The sequence below is a fragment of the Pseudolabrys sp. FHR47 genome (assembly GCF_005153485.1).
Lineage (GTDB): Bacteria > Pseudomonadota > Alphaproteobacteria > Rhizobiales > Xanthobacteraceae > Pseudolabrys.
In genome coordinates, this window is sequence record NZ_CP039740.1 from 4,204,547 (window position 1) to 4,228,222 (window position 23,676).

At 64.7% G+C, this 23,676-nt stretch carries 18 protein-coding genes; 11 read left to right on the forward strand and 7 right to left on the reverse strand.

The features are described 5' to 3' along the window. Nucleotides 1-876 (forward strand): dihydrodipicolinate synthase family protein, encoded by an 876-nt coding sequence (locus E8Q40_RS20435; RefSeq protein ID WP_137046252.1) that lies wholly within the window; start codon nt 1-3, stop codon nt 874-876. Between the two features lie 64 nt (nt 877-940). Then, nucleotides 941-2,323: a lipopolysaccharide biosynthesis protein gene (locus E8Q40_RS20440; protein ID WP_168197924.1), complete on the forward strand. Its 1,383-nt coding sequence runs from the start codon at nt 941-943 to the stop codon at nt 2,321-2,323. Here the strand turns inward: E8Q40_RS20440 and E8Q40_RS20445 are convergent, their stop codons facing one another. Both E8Q40_RS20445 and E8Q40_RS20450 read right to left on the reverse strand, forming a co-directional pair. Next, nucleotides 2,324-3,940 (reverse strand): acyl-CoA synthetase, encoded by a 1,617-nt coding sequence (locus tag E8Q40_RS20445; protein WP_137046254.1) that lies wholly within the window; start codon nt 3,938-3,940, stop codon nt 2,324-2,326. 87 nt (nt 3,941-4,027) lie between these two features. Beyond that, the gene (locus E8Q40_RS20450) at nt 4,028-4,549 is read right to left on the reverse strand and encodes a CAP domain-containing protein (RefSeq protein WP_137046255.1); all 522 of its coding nucleotides are present in this window, start codon (nt 4,547-4,549) and stop codon (nt 4,028-4,030) included. Nucleotides 4,550-4,766: 217 nt separating this feature from the next. Between E8Q40_RS20450 and E8Q40_RS20455 the strand changes: the two genes are divergently transcribed. Further along, complete coding sequence (locus tag E8Q40_RS20455; protein WP_137046256.1) at nt 4,767-6,203, forward strand: PAS-domain containing protein; 1,437 nt, start codon at nt 4,767-4,769, stop codon at nt 6,201-6,203. Between the two features lie 70 nt (nt 6,204-6,273). Here the strand turns inward: E8Q40_RS20455 and E8Q40_RS20460 are convergent, their stop codons facing one another. After that, on the reverse strand, nt 6,274-7,401 hold the full coding sequence (locus E8Q40_RS20460; protein WP_137046257.1) for a L,D-transpeptidase: 1,128 nt from the start codon (nt 7,399-7,401) through the stop codon (nt 6,274-6,276). Nucleotides 7,402-7,685: 284 nt separating this feature from the next. On the opposite strand from E8Q40_RS20460, the gene E8Q40_RS20465 reads away from it, so the two are divergent. The 8 genes from E8Q40_RS20465 (at nt 7,686) to E8Q40_RS20500 (ending at nt 19,974) form a co-directional block, all read left to right on the forward strand. Beyond that, nucleotides 7,686-8,909, forward strand: coding sequence for a flavin-dependent oxidoreductase (locus E8Q40_RS20465; protein ID WP_137046258.1), 1,224 nt, complete (start codon nt 7,686-7,688; stop codon nt 8,907-8,909). Between the two features lie 240 nt (nt 8,910-9,149). Further along, nucleotides 9,150-9,704 (forward strand): RNA polymerase sigma factor, encoded by a 555-nt coding sequence (locus E8Q40_RS20470; protein WP_137046259.1) that lies wholly within the window; start codon nt 9,150-9,152, stop codon nt 9,702-9,704. A 36-nt stretch (nt 9,705-9,740) separates the two neighbouring features. Further along, nucleotides 9,741-10,115 (forward strand): hypothetical protein, encoded by a 375-nt coding sequence (locus tag E8Q40_RS20475; protein WP_137046260.1) that lies wholly within the window; start codon nt 9,741-9,743, stop codon nt 10,113-10,115. Beyond that, nucleotides 10,112-10,597, forward strand: a complete 486-nt coding sequence (locus tag E8Q40_RS20480) for a periplasmic heavy metal sensor (RefSeq protein WP_137046261.1) — start codon at nt 10,112-10,114, stop codon at nt 10,595-10,597. Before E8Q40_RS20475 ends, E8Q40_RS20480 begins: the two co-directional genes overlap by 4 nt. 70 nt (nt 10,598-10,667) lie before the next feature. After that, nucleotides 10,668-12,122, forward strand: coding sequence for an efflux transporter outer membrane subunit (locus tag E8Q40_RS20485; RefSeq protein ID WP_246662941.1), 1,455 nt, complete (start codon nt 10,668-10,670; stop codon nt 12,120-12,122). Beyond that, nucleotides 12,112-13,392 carry an efflux RND transporter periplasmic adaptor subunit gene (locus E8Q40_RS20490; RefSeq protein WP_137046263.1) on the forward strand — a complete coding sequence of 427 codons (1,281 nt, stop codon included), beginning with the start codon at nt 12,112-12,114 and terminating at the stop codon, nt 13,390-13,392. The genes E8Q40_RS20485 and E8Q40_RS20490 overlap by 11 nt, the downstream gene beginning before the upstream one ends. A 225-nt stretch (nt 13,393-13,617) precedes the next feature. Beyond that, nucleotides 13,618-16,824 carry an efflux RND transporter permease subunit gene (locus tag E8Q40_RS20495; protein WP_137046264.1) on the forward strand — a complete coding sequence of 1,069 codons (3,207 nt, stop codon included), beginning with the start codon at nt 13,618-13,620 and terminating at the stop codon, nt 16,822-16,824. 18 nt (nt 16,825-16,842) lie between these two features. Next, on the forward strand, nt 16,843-19,974 hold the full coding sequence (locus tag E8Q40_RS20500) for an efflux RND transporter permease subunit (protein ID WP_137046265.1): 3,132 nt from the start codon (nt 16,843-16,845) through the stop codon (nt 19,972-19,974). 152 nt (nt 19,975-20,126) lie between these two features. Here the strand turns inward: E8Q40_RS20500 and E8Q40_RS20505 are convergent, their stop codons facing one another. The 4 genes from E8Q40_RS20505 to E8Q40_RS20520 are packed head-to-tail and all read right to left on the reverse strand — an operon-like array spanning nt 20,127 to nt 23,533. Next, nucleotides 20,127-20,849 (reverse strand): ABC transporter ATP-binding protein, encoded by a 723-nt coding sequence (locus E8Q40_RS20505; protein WP_137046266.1) that lies wholly within the window; start codon nt 20,847-20,849, stop codon nt 20,127-20,129. Beyond that, entirely contained in the window at nt 20,842-21,603 is a 762-nt protein-coding gene (locus E8Q40_RS20510; protein WP_137046267.1) for an ABC transporter ATP-binding protein, read from the reverse strand. Before E8Q40_RS20510 ends, E8Q40_RS20505 begins: the two co-directional genes overlap by 8 nt. Continuing rightward, nucleotides 21,600-22,616, reverse strand: a complete 1,017-nt coding sequence (locus tag E8Q40_RS20515; RefSeq protein WP_137046268.1) for a branched-chain amino acid ABC transporter permease — start codon at nt 22,614-22,616, stop codon at nt 21,600-21,602. The genes E8Q40_RS20510 and E8Q40_RS20515 overlap by 4 nt, the downstream gene beginning before the upstream one ends. Next, nucleotides 22,616-23,533, reverse strand: a complete 918-nt coding sequence (locus E8Q40_RS20520; RefSeq protein ID WP_137046269.1) for a branched-chain amino acid ABC transporter permease — start codon at nt 23,531-23,533, stop codon at nt 22,616-22,618. Before E8Q40_RS20520 ends, E8Q40_RS20515 begins: the two co-directional genes overlap by 1 nt. Nucleotides 23,534-23,676: the final 143 nt, after the last annotated feature.

Below are 23,676 nucleotides of genomic sequence, written 5' to 3' on the forward strand. Positions count from 1 at the left end.
ATGTCCTCCAACTTCCACGGCGTCTTTCCCTACCTCGTCTCGCCCATTGATGCCGAGGGCATCATCAAGACCGGCGTGCTGGCGAAACTGTGCGACGATCTCATCGCGGCGGGTGTCCACGGCCTGACGCCGCTCGGCTCGACCGGTGAGTTCGCCTATTTGTCGCGCGAGCAGCGCGAGACGGTGGTGAAAACGACCATCGAGGCGGCCGCCAAGCGCGTGCCGGTGATCGCCGGCGTCGCCTCGACCGCCACGGCCGACGCGGTCGATCAGGCGCGGCGCTATCAGGCGTGTGGGGCCGACGGCATTCTCGCCATCTGCGAGGCTTACTTTCCGCTGAAGGACGCGCAGATCGAAAGCTATTTCCGCGCCATCGCCAACGCCGTCGATATTCCGGTCGTCATCTATACCAATCCGAATTTCCAGCGCAGCGATCTCACCCTCGACGTCATCGCGCGGCTGGCGCAGCATCCGCGTATCGTCGCCATCAAGGATGCCTCGACCAATACCGGGCGGCTGCTGTCGATCATGAACCGCGCGCCGGAAATCGACGTGTTCTCGGCGTCAGCTCACATCCCTGCGGCGGTGATGATGATCGGCGGCGTCGGCTGGATGGCAGGCCCGGCCTGCGTGGTGCCGAAGCAAAGCGTTCGACTCTACGAACTGTGCAGGGCGAAAAAGTGGGGCGAGGCCATGGCGCTGCAGCGCGAATTGTGGCGCATCAACGAGGCTTTCGCCCGCTTCAATCTGGCTGCCTGCATCAAGGCCGGCCTGCAGTTCCAGGGCTATGACGTCGGCGACCCGGTACCGCCGCAGACGCCGCTGTCGCCGGAAGACCGCAAGGTGGTGGAAGGTATTCTGGCGGCTCTGCCTTAAAGCAGCCTCCGCACCTCCCGCATCTTCCAACCGATTCTTAACGATCCCTTGCTATCGCCTGAGGATGGCCCCGCCGTCCTCCCCAGGTTCCGAAGCCGCCGCGCTGCCGCCGCCGGGCGGCGTTATCGCCCGCCTGCGCGCCATGCTTGCCGACAAAAGCGATTCCCGGCTGGCGCAGCTCATGGCCGGCAAGGTCTTCCTCGTCCGCGTCGCCAATGCGCTCTTGATGCTGCTCAGCCAGGTGCTGCTGGCGCGCTGGATGGGCACGCACGAATTCGGCATCTTCATCTATGTCTGGACCTGGGTGCTGATGATCGGCGCGCTGTCCGACATGGGCCTGTCGTCGGCGGCCAAGCGTTTCATTCCCGAATACACCGAACATAGGGCGTTCGAAAAACTCCGCGGCTTCCTCACCGGCAGCTGCTGGCTGTCCTTCGCCATCGCCACCGCCATCGCCGCCATCGGCGCGCTCGGCGTCTGGCTGCTCGGGCCCTGGCTCGATCACTATCTCATCATTCCGCTTTATCTCGCCTGCGTCATGATCCCGGTTTACGGCCTGGTGCAGGTCGCTTCCGGCATCGCCTCGGCTTACAACTGGCCGGGGCTCGCTTATTGGCCGTTCTATATCATTCGGACCTCGCTGGTGATCGTGCTGATGGCGATTGCCTGGCTCATCGGCCTGCCGACCGATGCGCACACCGCGCTCTACATCTCCATCATCACGATCTACGGCATCACCATCGGCCAGCTCGTGGTGCTGAACCGCCGGCTCAAGACCAAGGTCGCGCCGGGTCCGAAACAATATGAAGTCAAGGTCTGGCTCGGCACCGCGCTGCCGATCTTCGTCGTCGAGGGCTTCTACCTGCTGCTGACCTATGTCGACATCCTGGCGCTGCAGCATTTCGGCACGCCGGACGACGTCGCCACTTACTATGCCGGCGCGCGCCTGCTCTCGATTGTCGCCTTCGTCTATTTCGCCATCTCCGGCGCGGTGACGCATCGCTTCACCGAATATCACGTCTCGGGCGACAAGGAGCGGCTGGCGTCGTTCTTCGCCGAGACCATCCGCTGGACCTTCTGGCCGTCGCTGGCGATGTGCGTCGGCATTCTCGCCTTCGGCAAGCCGCTGCTCTATCTGTTCGGCCGCGAATATGAAGCCGCCTATCCGGTGATGTTCATCCTCGCCATCGGCCTCCTGGCCCGTGCCGCGGTCGGCCCGGCCGAGCGCCTGCTGAGCATGCTCGGTGAGCGCAGGCCCTGCGCGCTGATCTACGCGGCGGCCTTCGTCGTCAATCTGACGCTGTGCATTGTGCTGATCCCGCGCTTCGGCATCGAAGGCGCCGGCGCGTCGACGTCGGCGGCGCTGATCTTCGAGTCGATCATGCTGTTCATCGTCGCGCGGCGCCGCCTCGGCCTGCACGTCCTGATGTGGGGCGGCAAGAAGTAATCAGCCGCGTTCCCGCAGCATCCGCCGGATCACCTTGCCTGTCGTGGTCATCGGCATGTCGTCGATGAACGCCACTTCGCGCGGATATTCGTGGCCGGACAGCCGCGTCTTCACATAGGTCTGGATCTCGGCGGCGAGCGCGTCCGACGGCGTGATGCCTGGCTTGAGCACAATGAAGGCTTTCACGATCTCGGTGCGGATCGGATCGGGCTTGCCGATCGCGGCGGCCAACGCCACCGCCGGATGCGAAATCAGGCAATCCTCAATCTCGCCGGGGCCGATGCGGAAGCCTGATGACGTGATGACATCGTCGTCGCGACCGACGAAGGTGACATAGCCATCCTCGTCCATCACGCCCTGATCACCGGTCGTCATCCAGTCGCCGATGAATTTGTCGCGCGTCGCCTGCTCGCGGCCCCAGTACTCGATGAACATCACCGGATCGGGTCGCTTCACCGCGATCTGCCCAACCTCTCCGGCTTTCAGCACCGTGCCGTCCGCTCCGACCACCGCGACGGTGTGTCCCGGCACCACCTTGCCGATGGCGCCGACCTTCAATGCGCCGAGTTGCGCGCAGGAGCCGAGCACCAGATTGCATTCGGTCTGGCCGTAGAATTCGTTGATGGTCAGGCCGAAAGCCGAGCGGCCCCATTCCAGCGCCTCGAGCCCGAGCGACTCGCCGCCCGATCCCATGGCGCGCAGCTTGAGGTCGTAACGCCCGGCGGGCGACGGCACGGCGCGCATCATGCGCAGCGCGGTCGGTGGAATGAAGGCGAGGCGCACGCCGGTCTTCGCCATCAGCGCGAAGGCCTCATCCGGATCGAACTTGTCGAGTTTGCGCGCCACCACCGGCACGCCGTGATGCAGGCTCGGCAGCAGCACGTCGAGCAGGCCGCCGGCCCAGGCCCAGTCGGCCGGCGTCCAGAACAGGTCGCCTTTCTGCCCGAACGGATAGTACGGCAGTTCGGCGCCGGGCAGATGACCGAGCACGACGCGATGGCCGTGCAACGCGCCCTTCGGCTGTCCGGTGGTGCCCGAGGTGTACATGATCAGCGCCGGATCGTCCGCCGCGGTCACTTCCGGCGTGAACGATGATGAAGCCTGCGAGAGTTGCGCGCGAAAATCGCCGGCGCCATCGCCCGCGCCGTCGATCGACAGCACGCAGGCAAGTCCCGGCGTCTCATGGCGAATCTCGTCGAGACGCGCGACGCCCGCGGCATTGGTGATGAGTGCTTTCGAGCCGGAGTTTTGCAACCGATAGGACAGCGCCTCCGGCCCGAACAGCACCGCGATCGGCAGCGCCACGGCGCCGAGTTTGTAGATGGCGATGTGACAGGCGGCGACCTCGGGCGCCTGCGGCAGATACACCGCGACACGGTCGCCGCGCTTCACACCATTGGCACGAAGCACATTGGCGAGCCGGTTCGAGGTCTCGCGCAGCCAGCCGAAGGATATGCGATCTTCGCGGCCGTCGGCGTGGACATGCAGAATGGCAAGCCGGTCAGGGTCCTCGTCGGCCCAGCGGTCGCAGCACCCGATCCCGATGTTGTACTGCGGCGGAATCTGCCAGCGGAAACGGCGGGTCAGTTCGTCGAAATTGGTAGCGTCCGGCAACATGCGGGCGGGAGGCTAGTCGCGGACAGGCGCGGCGTCCAGACGAACGCGCTTCACCCTTCCCTGGAGGGGGAGGGTGAAGGTGAAAGCTCAATTCTTCCGGTCGTCCGGCTGGGCGATGATCATCGCCCAGTACACCTTGTACTTCGACTTCGGCGTATAGACCGCCGCGATCCCGAGGCGCGTCGCGTCCTTGAGGAGCATATTGGCGCGGTGCGATGGCGAATCACGCCAGCCCGAAAAGGCCTCCGCCAGCGTGTGATAGCCGGCGCCGATATTCTCGGCCGCCGATTTGGCGTCGTAACCCGCCGCTTTCAGGCGGGCGTTGAATGGTTTGCCGACGGCATGATCGAGCTTGTCGCGCTGAGCCATCACTTCGGCCTGGCTCTGCGCCAGGCGCGTCAATTCCGGATCGAGCGTCACCGCCGGCAGGCCGTTATTGGCGCGATAGCCGGAAATCATGGACGCGGCCGCGGCATCGTCAAGCTTGGCCCCCGGCTGCGCCAGGCTGCGGTAGAAGCTCGGTTCCTGCTTGGGAACATAATTGTCGCCGGCACAGCCGGACAGCGCCACGAGAGCGAGGAATGGCGCGCACAGGCGGGCAGCGAACATTGAATTCTCCGGAACGGAACGAGATGCGGCGGGAAACTGGCCGCCGACCATGGCCGAACGGTGGTGAAGAATGGGTGTCTCGCGAGTCTGTTGGGCGGAACCTCGGACAGACGCAAAGCCCGGCGTTAGCGATTGGTTAACCAACTAACTGCCCAAATTAACAACAAAAAAACCGCTCTGCCCTATCGTCGCGCCGATTATCGCCGGGAACACCCGAATGGCCGCTGCCGCTACTGCATCGACAGTCAAGCGACTCGCTTTTGTTGGCGGGTCCGGCGCCGCGGCGCTCGTTGGCGGCTTTCTCGCGCTCAACAATTTTTTCGCGGCCGGATCGGCTCTCACTCTCGCTGCGGCCGGGGCGACGACGCTCATGGCCGCCCTGCTGTTCGGCCTGTCCGCTCATATCCGCGCACAGAATCGGACGATGGCGGTCGCGCTGCGCGGCATGTCGCTCGGCCTCTGCGTCTTCGACGGCCGCGAGCGCCTCGTCTATTGCAACAAGCGCTACGCCGATCTTTATCGCCTGCCGGACAAGTTGACACGTCCCGGTACCACGCTGAGCGACATTCTCGCTTACCGCGCCGCCAATGGATCGTTCATGCACGATCCGTCCGAATTCCGCCGGAAGCTGATTGACGACATGCGGCAGCTCAAGACGACGAACGTCGAAGTGAAAGCGCCGAACGGGCGGCTGCTGCAAATCAGCAATCAGGGACTTCCCGGCGGTGGCTGGGTCGGTAGCCACGAAGACATCACGGAGCGGCGCGAGGCCGCGCTCGAACGCGAGAACCTGCAGGCGCAGGCGAGCCGCCGCGCCGCTATCGACTCCGCGATCGCCGCGTTCCGCTCGCGCATCGACGAGCAGTTGCGCGCCGCGAGCGACGGTGCGCGCACCATGCGCGCCACCGCGACCACCTTGTTCGCCAACTCAGGCCGCACGTCGACCGGCGCCAACACCGCGGTGTCGGCGTCCGAGGAGGCGTCGGCCAATGTCCAGACGGCAGCGATCGCATCCGATGAACTGGCGTCCTCGATCGTCGAGATCGCGCGGCAGCTCACCGTAACGACCGATATCGTACGCGGCGCAGTCGACGAGACCCGTGGCGCTTCCTCGCAGATCGGCCGGCTTGCCGAGGCCGCGCAGAAGATCGGCGATGTGGTCAAACTGATCCGCGCCATTGCCGAGCAAACCAATTTGTTGGCGCTCAACGCGACGATCGAAGCGGCGCGCGCCGGCGAGGCCGGCAAGGGGTTTGCGGTGGTGGCCTCTGAGGTCAAATCGCTGGCGGTGCAAACCGCCCAGGCAACCGAAGACATCTCGACATTGATCGGATCGGTGCAGAAGGCGACCGCCGGCGCCGTCGGCGCGATCGGCCGCATCGCGGGCCGCATGCAGGAAATCGACAGTTGCGCGACCATCGTAGCGGCGGCAATCGAAGAGCAGAGCGCGGCAACGTCGGAAATTTCGCAGAACGTCTCCGGTGCCGCGAGCGGCGCAAGATCGGTGGGAACCACACTCGACGACGTGGTCGGCGCTGCGACCAGGACCTCGGCGGCCGCCGAAAGCGTGCTGACCGCCGCGCAAGCGGTCGAGACGGCGGCCAGCGAATTGCGTGACGAAGTCGCCGCCTTCCTGCGCCGCGTCGCGGCCTGACGTTTCACCAGACTGAAACGGAAAAGGCCGGGCTTTTGCCCGGCCTTTCTTATTTTCTCTATCCGCTGCTTTAACGCACCGGCGGGCGCGACATCACCGGCGGATTGATCGGTGCCGGTCCGGCGTTGGGGGCGGGCGCCGCGGCGGCTCCGGTGGAAACCGGCACCGGCGTCCCCGCATTCGCGATGGTGGCTGGCGGTTTGCCCGGCCAGACGACCACGCGTGTGCCAACCTGAACGCGGCTGTACAGATCCTCGATGTCTTCATTGAGCATGCCGACGCAGCCGGACGACACAGTCTGGCCGATCGTCGATGGCTGGTTGGTGCCGTGGATGCGATACAGCGTGTTGCCGAGGTACAGCGCGCGCGCTCCCAGCGGATTGCCGTTGCCACCCGCCATAAAGCGCGGGAGATAAGGCTGGCGCTCGATCATTTCCGCCGGCGGATGCCAATCCGGCCATTCCTTCATGCGGCTGACGCGTTCGGTGCCCGACCACGTGAAGCCTTCGCGGCCGACGCGCACGCCGTAACGCAGCGCCTTGCCGCCACCAAGCACCAAGTAGAGGTAGGTGTTGGGGGTATCGACAATGATGGTGCCGGGCGGTTCCTTGGTCTGGAAGTCGACGAGTTGCTTCTTCAAATGGGCCGGCAATTCCTTTGGCTGGCCCTGCTCCGGCTGATCTTCTGCCGGCAACGCCATGACAGAGTTCGGCGCGACCGCAGACGGTGCCGCCGCCGACGCTCCGCCGACAGCGGACGGCGGACGGTCAATGGCCGGCGCTACCGCTGACTGGGCTGGTTGCGGCTCGTTGCCGAACTGGTGGCCGATCGGTCCTTGGGGCAGAGCCATCGGCTGGCCGGAATTCGGCTGACCGTAGCCGACCTGTCCGGGATTGGGAGTAGCGTAATTCGGCTGGGAGCCGGTCGCCGGCCCGATGGGCGACGGCGCGACGCCTTGCGGCTGCGCCAGTCCGGGCGGGGGCAAGCTTTCCGACTCGATGCGTCCCTGGGCCACCTGAGACTGCTGCACCTGAACGTAGCGATTGTCGTCATCGCGCTCCTGGTCGCCGCCGAACAGGCCGAGCAAGCTTGGAAACCGGCCGCTCTGGGAACCGGACGACTGGGCCTGCGCCGCCGGGGCGGCCAAAATCAGGGCCACCGGCAAGGACAGCAGCAATGAGCCGAGAGGACGCTTCATCGATCACCTTCGGAAAGTCGCTTGAAAGGTCTGGTCAAACGGAGGCGGCCGCTTCGGGCCGCCGATACCGCCACTGCTTTGCCCCGCGATCAAGGCACATTCAAGACCGGATTTGACGGTTCGCGCTTTCGTGATTCCAGCGAGAAATCCGTCACTTGATGGCATCCTGTCATGCGGAGCGGCCAATTGACAGGCCCGGCCGCATTTCGTCCATTGCCGCCGTGGCAGCGACGGCGGGCGCGGAGTCGGGCGTCCTGGACGGCGAAAGAGCAAGGGAACCAGGGATGAACGTAGCCATCGTCGGCGGGGGCATTTGCGGACTGTCGCTTGCACTCCATCTCCACAAACAGGGTATCCAGTCCCGGGTCTATGAGCGCGTGGCGGAGATCAAGCCGCTTGGCGTCGGCATTACCCTGCTGCCCCATGCCATGCGCGAATTCTCCGCGCTCGGCATCGGCGACGAACTCCTGAAGGCGGGCATCGAGAACCGCGAAAGCCGCTTCTACAACCGGTTCGGCCAGCTCATCTACCGCGAGGACCGAGGCAAGTTCGCCGGCTACCAGTACCCCGAGGTCGGCATCCACCGCGGCACCCTGCACCTGATCCTGCATGGCGCGGTCGTCCGCGCGCTGGGACCCGAGGCGGTCGTCACCGGCCACGAATGCGTCGGCGTCGACCAGGACGACAATGGCGTCACTGTCCACTTCAAGGGCCGCGAACCAGTCCGCGCCGATATCGTGGTCGCCTGCGACGGCATCAATTCGGCGATCCGCAAGCAGTTCTACCCGGACGACAAGGTCGTCTTCACCGGTATCAATACCTGGCGCGGCGTAACACGGCACAAGCCCATCCTCGACGGCCGCACCTACATGCGCGTCGGCTCGATCAATACCGGCAAGATGGTCATCTATCCGATCATCGACGATATCGATGGCAACGGCAATCAGCTCATCAACTGGATGGCCGAAATCAAACGCGAGGACAGCGCCAGCCAAAACGACTGGAACCGGCCGGGCAATCTCGACGACTTCTTCCCTATCTACGAGAGCTGGAGATTCGACTGGCTCGACGTCGCACAGATGATCCGCGACGCCGACCAGATCCTCGAATATCCCATGGTCGACAAGGACCCCATCCAGAACTGGACATTCGGCCGCGTAACGCTCGCGGGCGACGCCGCCCATCCGATGTATCCGCGCGGCTCCAATGGCGGTGCCCAGGCGGCGATCGACGCCCGGACTTTGGCCGACTGCCTTGCCAAGACTGCTGACCCGCGCGAGGCGCTCAAGGCCTACGAGGCAGCCCGCGCCGAACCGGCCGCCAATGTGGTCCGCACCAACCGGGCCCAGCCGCCGGACTTCATCAACATCAAGGTGGAGGAGCTGGTCGGCGACCGGCCGTTCGAGAACCTGGACGATTACATCACCCAGGACGAGCTGCGATCGCTGTCCGATGGCTATAAGAGGGTGGCGGGCTTTGCCCTGTCCGATGTAAGCCGGCCGGCCTAACCGGCCTTACCAAATCGGCGGCTGCAGCCTTCCGGCCGCATAAAGGCATGGTAAATAACGCCCTTGCGCCGTAAGCTTTTCTCAAAGCGCCGCCCGTTCAATGGCTTAGAGCACGCCTCGGAAAAGCTTTGTTACAAATCCGGACTCGTGTCGGCACAGGTTTTGGTCGATTTATGCGTTTAACGAATAGACCCAACCCCACGCCGATGTGGTTCTCGCGATGGCACTTGCCGGCTCCCGATGGACGATAGCGACGACGCCGACGATTTGGCGCTTATGGCGCGGGTCGCCCGGGGCGACGAGGCGGCCTATCGGCTGCTGTCCCGCCGCCACGTCCCTGCGATGCTGGGGCTCGCCCGGCGCATCCTCGGTAACGCGGCCGACGCCGAAGATGTGGTCCAGGAGGCGATGCTCCGGGTCTGGACCCACGCGCCGCGCTGGGAGCCTCTGGCGGCCTTCCGCACCTGGCTCACGCGGATCGTGGTCAATCTTTGCCTCGACCGCAAAAGGAAGGCCCCTTGGGTCGACCTCGAGGCGGCCGGCGAAATCGCCGACCCGACGCCCAATGCCGGCGACGAGGCCGAGCGGAATGAACGCGACCGGCTGGTGGACCAAGCCATTGCCCAATTGCCGGATCGCCAGCGCACCGCAATCGTGCTCACTTATGGTGAGGGCATGAGCAATGCGGAGGTCGCGGAAGTGATGGGAACGACCGTTTCGGCGGTCGAGACTTTGTTGGTGCGCGGCAAGCAGGGCTTGCGACGCGCGCTCGGCGACACCACCGACGAAGGGTGATGCGCCAGAAAGCGTGATGAACGGGGATCGAATGCCATGACCGACGATCGGAACCACGATTATCTCCAGGACGCGCGCAAGCGCGCTACGCTTGATGACGTGCTCAAGCGCGTCACCGCGCCGCGCCCGATCGATGACGCTGCGGTGGCCCGCGTGCTCAAGCGTCTGCAGCCTCCGCTGCCGCGGCAGAAGTTGTCGCTGTGGCGGCTGACCGCCGTTCTGCTCGATTGGCAATTCGCGCCGGCTTGGCCGCGCATGGCTGCGCTCGCCTGCAGCGCCGTGCTCGGCTTCTATGTCGGCATCGCCGGACTCGACCTGCCGTTCGACCGGCTCGACCAGACGACAGTCGCCAGCGCCGATGCCGGCTTCTTCGTGTTCGATCCCGAACCGCTCACCGGGGCACGGCCATGACGGCGACTCACTACACTCCCGCGACGTCCCGACCAGCGACGCGCTGGCTTCTGCTCGGCTCGCTGGCGCTCAACCTGTTCTTCATCGGCATCGCCATCGCGATGGCGGTGCGCCCTCCGCCACCAGGGCGCATGTGGGATCGCGACATCTTCGTGCGCACCGAACGCCTCGCCGAACGGCTGCCGAAAGAAGACGGTGCCATCCTGATCGCGCAGATGAATGCCAATCGCGATGCCATCGAAAGGACGCAGAAGCAATATCGTGCCGGACAGGAAGCGATCCGCGAGAGTTTCGGTAAAGAACCGTTCGATGCCAATGCCATGCGCGCGGCGATGAGCGACACGCGCGCGGCGCGGCAAGCCTTCGACGTCGCCGTGCAAGCCGCTTTCGCCAATGCCGCCATGCAGATGTCGCAAGCCGGACGCGTGGCACTGGCCGATGCGCGGCCATCGCAGCGCGGCTCGACTGAGAAAAATCGCTGACGCGCCGCCCGCAGAGCCACAACCCCTGACGATCGTTTGAAAGTATCTATGTATGCGTTGTTTTAATCGTGTGAGCGCGCGCTTCGGTCTGGAGACGGCACGGCCGTTTGGCAGAATACTGCTTGCAGCCTCAATCGCGGTGACCTTGGGCGGTTGTCTGCTCAGCGACAAGCCGGAGCCCGGACTCGACATCCCGGCGCGCTATAGCGGTTCTTCGGCCAATCCAAAGATCGCCGAAGCCGCCTTGCCCAAGCTCGACTGGTGGCGCGGCTTCCGCTCGCGCGAACTGACCGAGATCGTCGAGCAATCGCTCGAGGCCAATCTCGACATCGCCGCCGCCATTGCCCGCATCGTCCAGGCCGACGCGCAATCGCGCATTTCCGGCGCGCCGCTGTTGCCCAGTGTCAGCCTCAGCAGTGATGCCTCGCGCTCGCGCTCCTCGCGCAGCGTTACGCCGACGGCGCGCGACACCAACTCGCTGTCGGCGTCGCTGACGGCGAGCTACGAACTCGATTTCTGGGGCAAGAATCGGGCTTCCCTGCGCTCCGCCGAACAGAGCGCGGTGGCGGCCCGCTACGACCGCGAAGTGGTGGCATTGTCCACTGTCGCCAGCGCGGCCAACGCCTATTTCCAGGTGCTCGCAGCGCAGGACCGGCTCGCCGCCGCACGCAATAACCTCGCCAGCGCCAATCGGGTGCTCGATTTGATCAAGCAGCGTGTCACTGCCGGCACCGCCTCCGATCTCGAACTCGCGCAGCAAGAAAGTACTGTCTACACGCAGCGTGCCACCATACCGCCGCTATTGCAGACGGTGACGGAGAACAAGAACACGCTGGCCTTGTTGATGGCACGTTCGCCGGAAAGCGTACGCATCCGCGGCGGCTCATTGCGCGCCATCGCCATGCCGCGCGTCACGCCGGGCCTGCCGTCCGAACTTTTGGCGCAGCGCCCCGACATCCGTTATGCCGAAGCCAATCTCGCCGCAGCCAATGCCAATGTCGAAGTCGCACGCGCCAATATGCTGCCCAGCATATCGCTGACCGCCGAAGGCGGCGTTCAGAGCGCGGTCTTCAAAACGCTGTTGAAGCCGGAATCGACCCTCTATTCGCTCGGCGCCGGCTTAACCCAACCGATCTTCGACGGCGGTACGCTGCAGGGCACTCTCGACCTGAAAAAAGGTGCCCAGGACGAATTGTTGCAAAGCTACCGCAAGGCGGTGATCTCGGGATTCTCCGATGTCGAGACCGCACTCGATGCCGTCCGCCAGACGGCGCAGGCCGAGCGCGTGCAGGCCGAGGTCGTATCGAGTTCGCAGCGCGCTTTCGACATTTCCGAACGGCGTTTGCGTGAAGGCACGGTCGATATGGTCACCGTCCTGCAGACGCAGCAAACGCTGTTCTCGGCGCAGGATACGCTGGTGCAGAAGCGACTCGCTTCCGTGCAGGCTATCGTCAGTCTTTATCAGGCGCTCGGTGGGGGGTGGGCGCCGAAACCGCAAATCGCAGAAGCGCCAGATGCACGGTGAACTCCCCAAACCCAATACAACGGTCGCGCCGGCGACCGGTCCGACGCAGAGGAAGCGCAATCGCTGGCTGATCTACCTCATCGTGTTCGTCGCGATCGGCGGCGCGCTTTACTATGTGTTTGGGCAGAAGGCTGAGCAACAGCAGCGACGCGGCCGCTTCTTCGCCGGCGACGGCCCGGTGCCGGTGCTGGCGGCCAACGCGCAGTTTGCCGATGTGCCGGTCTATCTCGACGCCGTCGGCACCACGAAGGCGCTCAATACCGTCACCGTGCGTTCGCAGGTCGACGGCAAGCTTCTGAGCGTGAATTTCAAGGAAGGCCAGGACGTTAAAAAGGGCGACGTGCTGGCGCAGATAGACCCGACGACGTTCCAGGCCACGCTCGACCAGGCCATCGCCAAGAAGGCCATGGACGAAGCTTTGCTCACCAACGCCAAAAACGATCTGGCGCGCTACGAGCAGCTCGCCGCAACCAACGCCATCAACAAGCAGCAGTCCGACACCCAGCGCGCGCTGGTGGCGCAATACACCGCGCAGGTGCAATCCGACCAGGCGGCGATCGAAAGCGCGCAGGCCACGCTCGGTTACGCGACGATCCGAGCGCCGATCGACGGCCGCACCGGCCTGCGCCAGGTCGACGAAGGCAACATCGTGCGTACGTCGGATTCCTCGGGCATCGTCGTCATCACCCAGCTTCAGCCGATCTCGGTGCAGTTCAACCTGCCGCAGCAATATCTCGGTGAGGTCAACAGCGCCTTTGCCCAACGGCCGCTGGCGGTCGATGCGCAACGCTCCGACACCGACGCCGTGCTCGACCGCGGCAAGCTCACAGTCGTCGACAACCAGGTCGATTCAACGACCGGCACGGTGAAACTCAAAGCCGAATTTCCGAACGCCAATCTGCAGCTCTGGCCCGGCCAGTTCGCCAATATCCGGCTGCTCATCAACACATTGCAACATGTCGTGACCATTCCGACCGGCGCTGTGCAACGCGGACCGAACGGCACCTTCGTCTATGTCATCAAGGACGGCGTCGCATCGATGCGGCCCGTCGTGGTGCAGCGACAGGACGAGGTGCGCACGGTGGTGAAGAGCGGACTGACGCCGCCCGAGCAGGTGGTCACGACCGGCTTCGCGCGCCTCACCGAGGGCGCGAAGGTGACCGTCAGCAGCGGCGATGGCACGCCGGCGACGGCGGCTGCGGCACCGCGGGGACAACGACAGAATGGGGCACCGGGGGCGAGCGGACAGCGACAGAACCGAGGTCAGTGATTTGTCACCCCATCCGCCACGTACTCGCTTCACCTCTCCCCTTGGGGGAGAGGTCGACGCACGAAGTGCGTCGGGAGAGGGGTCAAAATTTATCGGCTTAAGTTACCCCTCTCCCCAACCCTCTCCCCCAAAGCTCGCCGGACGGCGAGCGTTCGCTCGCCTATGGGGAGAGGGGGCAGGCCGAGACCGCGGCGCGCGCAATGCGAAACCGCTGAACGTGACCCCATGAGCGTCTCCTCGCCCTTCATCCATCGGCCCATTGCCACTTCGCTGCTTGGCGTCGCGGTGATGCTGGGCGGCGCCCTCGGTTACTGGTGGCTGCCGGTGTCGGCGCTGCCGCAGGTCGATTTCCCGACAGTGCAGGTGACGACGCAACTGCCGGGCGCCAATCCGGACACGGTGGCCTCGCTGGTGACGGCCCCGCTCGAACGCTCCTTCGGCCAGATCCAGGCGCTGCAGACGATGACGTCGTCATCGTCGTTCGGCATCAGTCAGGTCACCTTGCAATTCGATCTCAACCGCGACATCGACTCGGCCGCGCAAGACGTTCAATCGGCAATCAACGCCGCGGGCTCGACGCTGCCGAAGAACCTGCCCTATCCGCCGGTCTATTCGAAGGTGAACCCGGCCGACACGCCAATCATCACTTTGGCGATAACCTCCGACAACATCGCACTGCGCGAACTCTCCGACATGGCCAACACCATCATGGCGCCGCGCCTGTCGGAGGTGTCGGGTGTCGGTCGCGTCTCCGTGCAGGGCGGCATCAAGCCGGCGGTGCGCATCCAGGCCGATCTGTCGCGGCTGGCCGCTTATGGCATTGCGCTTGAGGACCTGCGCAGTGCCATCGTCAGCGCCAATGTGTCGGGCGCCAAGGGCGCGCTCGACGGCGCGCAGCAGTCCTACACCATCGCTGCCAACGACCAACTTGCCAACGCCAGCGCGTACCGGAACATCACGGTCGCCTACCGCAACAACGCACCGGTGCTGCTGTCGGACATCGCCGATGTCGTCGACGGGCTGGAGAACAACCAGGTCGGCGCCACATATCAAGGCAAGCCGGCTATCGTCATCGACGTACAGCGCCAGCCCGGCGCCAACGTGATCGACACGGTCAAGCGTTTGCGCGCCGAACTGCCGCGGCTGCAGCGCACCTTGCCGGCCGGCGCCAAGCTCACCGTCGTCACCGACCGCACCGACACCATCCGCGCCTCGATCTACGATGTCCAGTTCACGCTGGTGCTGTCGGTCGCACTGGTCGTGCTGGTTGTGCTGATCTTCCTGCGCACCATTCGCGCCACCGTGATTGCCGGTGTCGCGCTGCCTTTGTCGCTGATCGCCACCTTCGGTGTCATGTATTTCGCGGGCTTCTCGCTCGACAACCTGTCGCTGATGGCGCTGACCATCGGCACAGGCTTCGTGGTCGACGACGCCATCGTTATGATCGAGAACATCGTCCGCCACATCGAGAACGGGGAGCACCCGCTGGCGGCGGCGCTGAAGGGCGCCAAGGAAATCGGCTTCACCATCATTTCGCTGACCTTGTCGCTGATCGCGGTGTTCATCCCGCTGCTGTTCATGACCGGCCTCGTCGGCCTCATGTTCCGGGAGTTCGCGCTGACGCTGACCATCGCGGTGGTCGCGTCCGCCATCGTGTCACTGACGCTGACGCCGATGATGTGCGCCAAGCTGCTGCGCCGCGAGGAAGACGGCGAGCGGAAGGCTGGCCTCGGCCGCCGGCTGTCGCAGCGCTTCGAGGAATGGACCGACCGCACCATCGAGACCTATCGCATCAGCCTCGAGTGGGTGCTGCGGCGCCAGCGCGCCACTCTGCTCGCGACCTTCGCGACGCTCGCCGTCACGGTCGCGCTTTATGTCGTGATGCCCAAAGGCTTCCTGCCGATCCAGGACACCGGACAGATCACCGCCGTGACCGAGGCCGGCACCGACGTGTCCTTCGCCGAGATGCAGCGTCGACAGGCCGAGATCGAGAATGTCATGCGCGCCGATCCCGACGTTGCCAGCGTCGTCTCGGTGATCGGCGTATCGCCGCTCAATGCCACGCCCAATGCCGGCCGCATCGCCATCACGCTGAAGCCGCGCAGCGAGCGCGACAATCTGGTGAGCGCGATTGTCGATCGGCTGAAGGAGAAGGTCGCCGGCATTCCCGGCATGACGGTCTATTTCCAGGCGACGCAGGACATCCAGATTTCGACGCGGTCGAGCCGCGCCCAGTATCAGTACACCCTGACCGGCAGCGACGCCGCGGAGGTGGTGGCCTGGGGCGACCGGCTAACGCGGCGGCTGCGCAGCGATCCGGCGATGCGCGAGGTCGCCTCCGAGGCGCAGGAGGGCGGGCCGCGCATCATGGTCAATGTCGATCGCGACAAGGCCGGCCGCCTCGGCGTGTCGATGCAGAGCGTCACCGACACCCTGTACGACGCCTTCGGCCAGCGGCAGATCTCGACCATCTACGGCCAGGCCAATCAGTACCGCGTCATCCTGGAGGCGCAACCGCGCTACCAGCAGGATCCGACCGCGCTGTCGAAGATTTATGTCACTGGGGCGACCACCTCGACCGGCACCGCCGCGACCGCCGGCAACACTGCAACCGGCACGACCAACACCAATACATCGGCGACGCCAAACAGTGTCACCAGTTCCAATCAAGTGCCGCTCGCGGCCTTTGCGCGCTTCGAATACACCGCCGCGCCCCTCGCTATCGCGCATCAGGAGCAGTTCCCATCGGTAACGATCAGCTTCGATCTGGCACCCGGCTACGCGCTGTCCGACGCGGTGAAGTTGATCACCAGCGCCGAGCGCGAACTCGGTATGCCGTCGTCGGTGACCGGCAGCTATTCCGGCGACGCCGCCGAATTCGCCAAATCCCTGGAGGGTGAACCCTATCTTATCCTCGCCGCCGTGATCGCCATCTATATCGTGCTCGGCGTGCTGTACGAGAGCTTCATCCATCCGCTGACGATTCTTTCGACCTTGCCGTCGGCCGGCGTCGGCGCGCTGCTGGCGCTGATGCTGACCGGCTACGATCTTTCCATCATCGCCCTGATCGGCATCGTGCTGCTGATGGGCATCGTCAAGAAGAATGCCATTCTGATGATCGACTTTGCGCTCGACGCCGAGCGCGAGCAGGGCATGAGTCCGCGGGAATCGATCGTCCAGGCGGCCTTGCTGCGCTTCCGGCCCATTATGATGACGACGCTCGCGGCTCTGTTCGGCGCGCTGCCGCTGGCGCTGGAGAGCGGCACCGGCTCTGAGCTGCGCAATCCGCTCGGCATCACCATTGTCGGCGGCCTGCTGCTGAGCCAATTGCTCACGTTGTACACCACGCCTGTGATCTATCTGTACATGGAGCGCCTGCGTGCATGGGCGTCACCGTCACGCCCGCGCCGCGCGGCACAGCCGGCGGAGTAGCGCGATGGAGAAGATGCTGTGAACTTCTCCTGGCCCTTCATCCGCCGGCCGATCGGCACGACCCTGCTCGCCATCGGCCTCTTTCTGACCGGCGCCATCGCCTATGGCTTCCTGCCGGTTGCCAGCCTGCCGAGCGTCGAGTTCCCGACGGTGAGTATCTCGGCGTCGCGGCCCGGCGCCGATCCGACGATCATGGCCGCCACCATCGCCGCGCCGCTGGAACGACGACTGGGCGAGATCGCCGGCGTCACCGAACTAACCTCGCAAAGCTCGCAGGGGTCGACCCGCATCAACGTCCAATTTGACCTGTCACGCGACGCCGACGGCGCCGCGCGCGACGTGCAGGCCGCGATCAATGCCGCCATGACCGATTTGCCGAGCGACCTGCCCTCGGTTCCTACATTTCGCAAGATGAACCCGGCCGCCGCGCCGGTGCTGATTCTGGCGCTGACGTCGAAGACGATGCCCGGCAGCGCCATTTACGACGCCGCCGACTCGATCATCGTGCAGCGCCTGAGCCAGGTCGAAGGTGTGGCCGACGTCACCGTCGCCGGCTCCGAGCAACCGGCGCTCCGCGTCCGGGTCGATCCCGACCGGCTCGCCGCCACCGGGACGACGCTCGAACAGGTACGCACGGCTATCGCGAATTCCAACGCGCAGGGACCGCTCGGCACCTTCGAGGGCGACAAGCGTGCCGTCACCATCGGCATCAACGACCAGCTTCGCGAGCCCGCCGAATACGATCCGATCGTGGTCCGCACCGTCAACGGCAATGTCATCCGCCTGACCGACATCGCGACCATCCGCCCGAGCGTGCGCAACACCCGCTCCGCCGGCTGGTACAACCGCGACCCGTCGGTTCTGCTGATCATCACCAAGCAGGCCGATGCCAATGTGATCGACACGGTCGACCGGATCTACGAGCTGCTGCCAGAGCTCAAGCAGTGGATTCCGGCGGCGCTCGAGATCAAGGTGCTCAACGACCGCACCGGCACCATTCGCGGCAGCATCGCCGAGATGCAGCTCACTTTGGCGGCTTCGGCGATACTTGTGATGCTCGTCGTCTTCCTGTTCCTGCGCCGCACGGCGGCGACCTTGGCCGCCGGCGTCACCGTGCCGTTGTCGCTCGCCGGCACCTGTGCCGCGATGTGGGCGGCCGGCTTCTCCATCGACAACCTGTCGCTGATGGCGCTGGTGGTGTCGATCGGCTTCGTCGTCGACGACGCCATCGTCATGATCGAGAACATGTTCCGTTTCATGGAGAAAGGCTACCGGCCGCTGCGCGCCGCCCTGCTCGGCGCCCGGCAGATCGGCTTCACCGTGATATCGATTTCGGTGTCACTCGTCGCCGCATTCATCCCGCTGCTGTTCATGGGCGGCATTGTCGGCCGGCTGTTCCGCGAATTCTCGGTGACACTCGCTTTCGCCATCGCGGTCTCGACCGTGGTGTCGTTGTCGGTGACGCCGATGATCTGCGCCTATTTCGTGCGCGAGCCGCCGAGCCCGAATGCAACGTGGCTCGATCGCCGCATTGAGGCCCTGCTGTCGCGCATGCTCCGCTTCTACGATCGCACTCTGTCTTTCGTCCTCCAGCACCGCGCGCTGGGGCTCATCGCGTTTGTCGCCACGGTCGCGCTGACAGTCGGCCTGTTTATCAAGGCGCCGAAAGGCTATTTCCCGCAAGACGACAGCGGTCTCCTGTTCGGCGGCACCCAGGCCTCTCCCGATATTTCCTACGAGGCGATGGAGAAACTTCAGCTTCAGGCGATGGACATTGTGCTCGCCGACCCCGCGGTGGCGGGCCTGGGCTCCTCGGTCGGCTCATCCGGCTTTGGCGGCTCTGTCAATCGCGGCCGCCTTTTCGTCAGCCTCAAGCCACTCAATGAGCGCGGCAATGTGCCGACCCAGGCCGTGCTGGCGCGGCTACGCACGAAGCTCAGTCAGATTCCCGGCGTCCGCGTCTTTCTGGTGCCGACGCAGGAGTTGCGCATGGGCGCGCGGCAAAGCGACTCATCCTACCAGTTCACATTGTGGAGCGCCGACATCGACGCACTGCAGACCTGGGTGCCGCGCGTGGTCGAGCGTGCCAAGCAATTGCCTGAACTGAGAGACGTCAACACCGACCGCGAGCAGGGCGGCCTTCAGGCCGACATCAAAATCGACCGCGAGGTAGCCTCGCGTCTCGGGGTCAGCATTCAGGATATCGACAACGCACTCAACAACTCGTTCTCGCAGCGGCAGATCTCGACCATCTACACCCAGCGCAATCAGTATCGCGTCATTCTCGAAGTGGCACCGAAATTCGCACGCGATCCCAACGACCTCTCGAATGTCTACGTACCGGGCAACGGCAGCGCGATGGTGCCGCTATCGGCCGTGGCCCATGTCACGCGCGGGCTGACGCCGCTCGTCATCAATCATCAGGGCCAGTTTCCCTCGACGACCATCACCTACAACATCAGCGACGGCGTCCCGATCGAGCAGGCGACCGCCGCGCTGTCGCAGGCCGTCGCCGAGTTGCACATGCCGGACCAGATCCGTACCGACTTCGCCGGCGACATCAAAGCCTATCAGCAGAGCGCCGGCGCGCAGGGCCTGCTGCTGATCGCCGCACTGATCGCGGTCTATATCGTGCTCGGAATTCTGTATGAGAGCCTTATCCACCCACTCACCATCATCTCGACGTTGCCGTCCGCGGGCCTCGGCGCCCTGCTCGCCTTGCATCTGTTCGGTGCCGAGCTGACGGTGATCGCCTTCATCGGCATCATTCTGCTGATCGGCATCGTCAAGAAGAACGGCATCATGATGGTGGACTTCGCGCTGGAGGCAGAACGCGTGCGCGGCCTGCCGCCGATTCAGGCCATCCACGAAGCGTGCCTGGCGCGCTTCCGGCCGATTTTGATGACGACGCTCGCCGCGATACTGGGGGCACTGCCGCTGATCCTGGCCACCGGCCCCGGTTCGGAACTGCGCCGCCCGCTCGGCATCACCATCATCGGCGGTTTGCTAGTGTCGCAGATTTTGACTTTGTACACGACGCCGGTGATCTATCTCTGGCTCGACAAGTTGCACCACCGCTTCGGCGGCGGCTTGCCGAGCTTCGTGAAGCGGCGCTCACCGCCGTCACCCAGCATCCAGCCGGCGGAGTGACGCTTGCTTACCCTCTCCCCTTGAGGGAGAGGGTGGCGAGCCCGAAGGGCGAGCCGGGTGAGGGGTCAGAATCTCGATAGATACAAACCCCCTCACCCGCCCTCGCTTCGCTCGGGCACCCTCTCCCTCAAGGGGAGAGGGGAAGGAAGAAGTCACACCCCCAAATACCGATGCTGCACGTCGGTATTCGCGGCCAGTTCCGCCGACGAGCCGGACCACACAATGCGGCCACGCTCGATCATGAAATGGCGGTCGGCGACCTTGATCAGCGCGCCGACATTCTTGTCGATCACCAGCACCGAGAGGCCGGACTGCTTGAGCCGTGCCAGGCAGTTCCAGATTTCCTCACGTATGAGCGGCGCGAGGCCTTCAGTCGCCTCATCGAGAATAAGCAGGCGTGGATTGGTCATCAGCGCGCGCCCGACCGCCAGCATCTGCTGTTCGCCGCCGGACAATTGATTGCCCATGCTGGTGGCGCGCTCCGCCAGCCGCGGAAACAGGTCATAGACGCGCTCCAGCGTCCATTCGCCGCCATGACGCGACACCGCCGTGGCGACGAGGTTCTCGCGCACCGTGAGATTGGGGAAGATCTGCCGGCCCTCCGGCACCAGGCCGATGCCACGCTGGGCGATGCGATAAGCCGGCAGGCCGCGGATTTCGTCGCCCAGGAACTTGATCGAGCCCGCGTGCGCCGGCGTGAGCCCCATGATCGAGCGTACGGTGGTGGTCTTGCCCATGCCGTTGCGGCCCATGAGCGTCACCACCTCACCAGGCTGAATGCCAAGCAGCACGCCGAACAGCACCTGGCTTTGGCCGTAAGAAGTCTCGACGCCTTGAAGGCTGAGGATAGCCGTGGCGAAATCCTGCCTAGCCATGCGCCGCCTCCGCATCTCCGAGATAGGCCTCGCGCACCTGCGCGTTGGCCCTGATCTCATCCGGCGCACCGGTGGCAATCACACGGCCGTAAACCAGCACGGTGACCCGATCGGCCAACGCAAACACTGCGTCCATGTCGTGCTCCACCAGAAGAACGGTATAGTCGCGCTTCAGCTCACGCAGCATGTCGACCATGCGTAGGGAGTCCTCGGAACAAAGGCCGGCCATCGGCTCGTCGAGCAGCAACATGCGCGGCTTCACGGCGAGCGCCATCGCGAGTTCGAGCAGACGGTGTTCGCCATGGCTGAGCTCGGCGGTCAGCCTGCCTTCGCTGCCGGCGAGACCGACTCGGGCCAGTGCCTCGCGCGCCGGCTCGCGCAATGCGGCTTCGGCACGGGCGCCACGCCAGAACGAGAACGAATGCCCGGCATGGGCTTGCACCGCGAGCGCGACATTGTCGATCACACTCAAATCCAGAAACAGCGAGGTGATCTGGAACGAGCGCGCCAGCCCAAAATGGCTGCGCCGCTGCATCGGCAGGCGGGTAATGTCCTGGCCGTCGAAGGTGATGCGCCCGGAGTCGGCGAAGAGCGAACCCGAAAGTTGCGCGATCAATGTCGTTTTGCCAGCGCCATTGGGGCCGATCAGCGCGTGCAACTCGCCCTGCGGAATGGCGATGGACACGTCATCGGTGGCGACGATGCCGCCGAAGCGCTTGGCCAGATGCGAGATGTGGAGCAGCGGCGCGGTCATTGTGCCCTCCGCGAGCCGAAACGTTCATCGAGCTTCATCAGCAAGCCGTCAATGCCGCCGCGCGCGAACAAGACCACCAGCAGCAGCAGCGGCCCCATGACAATCATCCAGTATTCGGAAGCGCGGCCGGCCGTGGCAGCGCCGACGAACGGCAGGCCGATGAATTTGATGATGCCGGGCAGGATTTCCTCAAGCACCAGGAAGGCGATGGTGCCCATGACCGGGCCCACGACCGTACCCATGCCGCCAAGCACGACCATGATGATGAGGTCGCCCGAACGGGTCCAGTACATCACCGACGGCGAGACGAAATCGGCCTGATTGGCGAGCAGGGCGCCGGACAGGCCGCACATCGTGCCGGCAATGACGAATGCGACAAGCCGGTAGCGATAGGTCGGGAAACCGATAGCCCGCATGCGCAGTTCGTTGGACCGGATGCCCTGCAGCGCCATGCCGAAGCGCGAATTGACGATGCGGAAGGTCAGATAGACCGCGGCCAGCAGGAAGAACAGGCAGACGTAGTAGAACTGCGTCTTGTCCGACAGGTTCAGTGGCGCAAAGAAGCGACTGCGCTCGTCGATGGTCAGGCCGTCGTCTCCGCCATAGCGCGCGATACCGGACACGATGTAATAGGCCATCTGCGCGAAGGCGAGCGTAATCATGATGAAGTAGACGCCGCGTGTGCGCAGCGACAGCGCGCCGATCACCAGGGCGAACAGCGCCGACACGCCGAGCGCTACCGGCCACTGGATGAAGCCGGAATTGATGCCCTCATAAGACAGCATGCCGACCGCGTAGCCGCCAAGCCCGAGATAGACGGCGTGGCCGAAGCTCATCATGCCGCCGAAGCCGAGGATGAAATTGAGACTCACCGCCGCCAGCGCCAGGATGACGATGCGCGTGAACAAAGTCAGCATGAAGCGGTCGCCGGCGAGATGCGAATAGACCGGCAGCAGAATAAGCGCGGCTATGACCAGCGCGACGACAATATTGCGGATCGTAAGCGGTGGCATCAGCGCTGCCCCGCCGAGAACAGGCCTTCAGGCTTCACGATCAGCACGAGTGCCATCAGGAGGTAGATCAGCATCGATGACAGCGCCGGCGCCGCCGTCGCGGCGGCGGCTGCCGGCAGCACCTCCCGCAGCAGATCGGGGAAGAAGGCGCGGCCGAGCGTATCGATGAAGCCGACGAACAAGGCCGCCACCAGCGCGCCGCGAATCGAGCCGATGCCACCGATCACGGTGATGACAAAAGCGAGAATCAGGATGTTCTCACCCATGCCGATCTGCACGGTGAGGATCGGCGCCTGCATCAACCCGGCGAGACCGGCGAGCGCGGCGCCGAGGCCGAAGACGAGCGTGTAAAGAAGCTGGATGTTGACGCCGAGCGCGCCGACCATTTCGCGGTTCGAGGCGCCAGCCCGGATCAGCATGCCAATCCGGGTGCGCATCACCAGCACATAAAGCCCCGCGGCGACGATCAGCGACACCACGATAATGGAGAAGCGGTAGGCGGAATATTGGACACCGGGGAGCACCTCGATCGGCTGCTGCAGCCAGCCGGGCAGCGGCAGCGCGAGGCCGGCCGGCCCCCAGATGAGGCGCACCAGCTCATTGAAGAATAAAATGAGGCCGAAAGTGCCGAGCACATGATCGAGATGATCCCGGCCGTACAGCCTGCGCATGGCGATCACCTCCACCGCCATGCCGACCACGAGTGTGGCGATGAGCGCCAGAGCCGCGCCGAGCAGGAAGCTGCCGGTCAGCGCCGAAAACGTGGCCGCGAAATAGGCGCCCATCATGTAGAGCGAGCCGTGGGCCAGATTGACCAGATCCATGATGCCGAAGACGAGCGTCAGGCCCGCGGCGAGCATGAAGAGCAGCAAGCCAAGCTGCAGGCCGTTGAGACATTGCTCGATGAAAAGGGTCATGGGATTCGTCTATGCAAGCGTCGCGCAAGTTCTGGTGTCATTCCGGGGCGCGGCCTTCAGGCCGCGAGCCCGGAATCCATACGCCGCAGCGCCGGGGATATGGATTCCGGGTTCGCTCGCTGTCACTCGCGCCCCGGAATGAC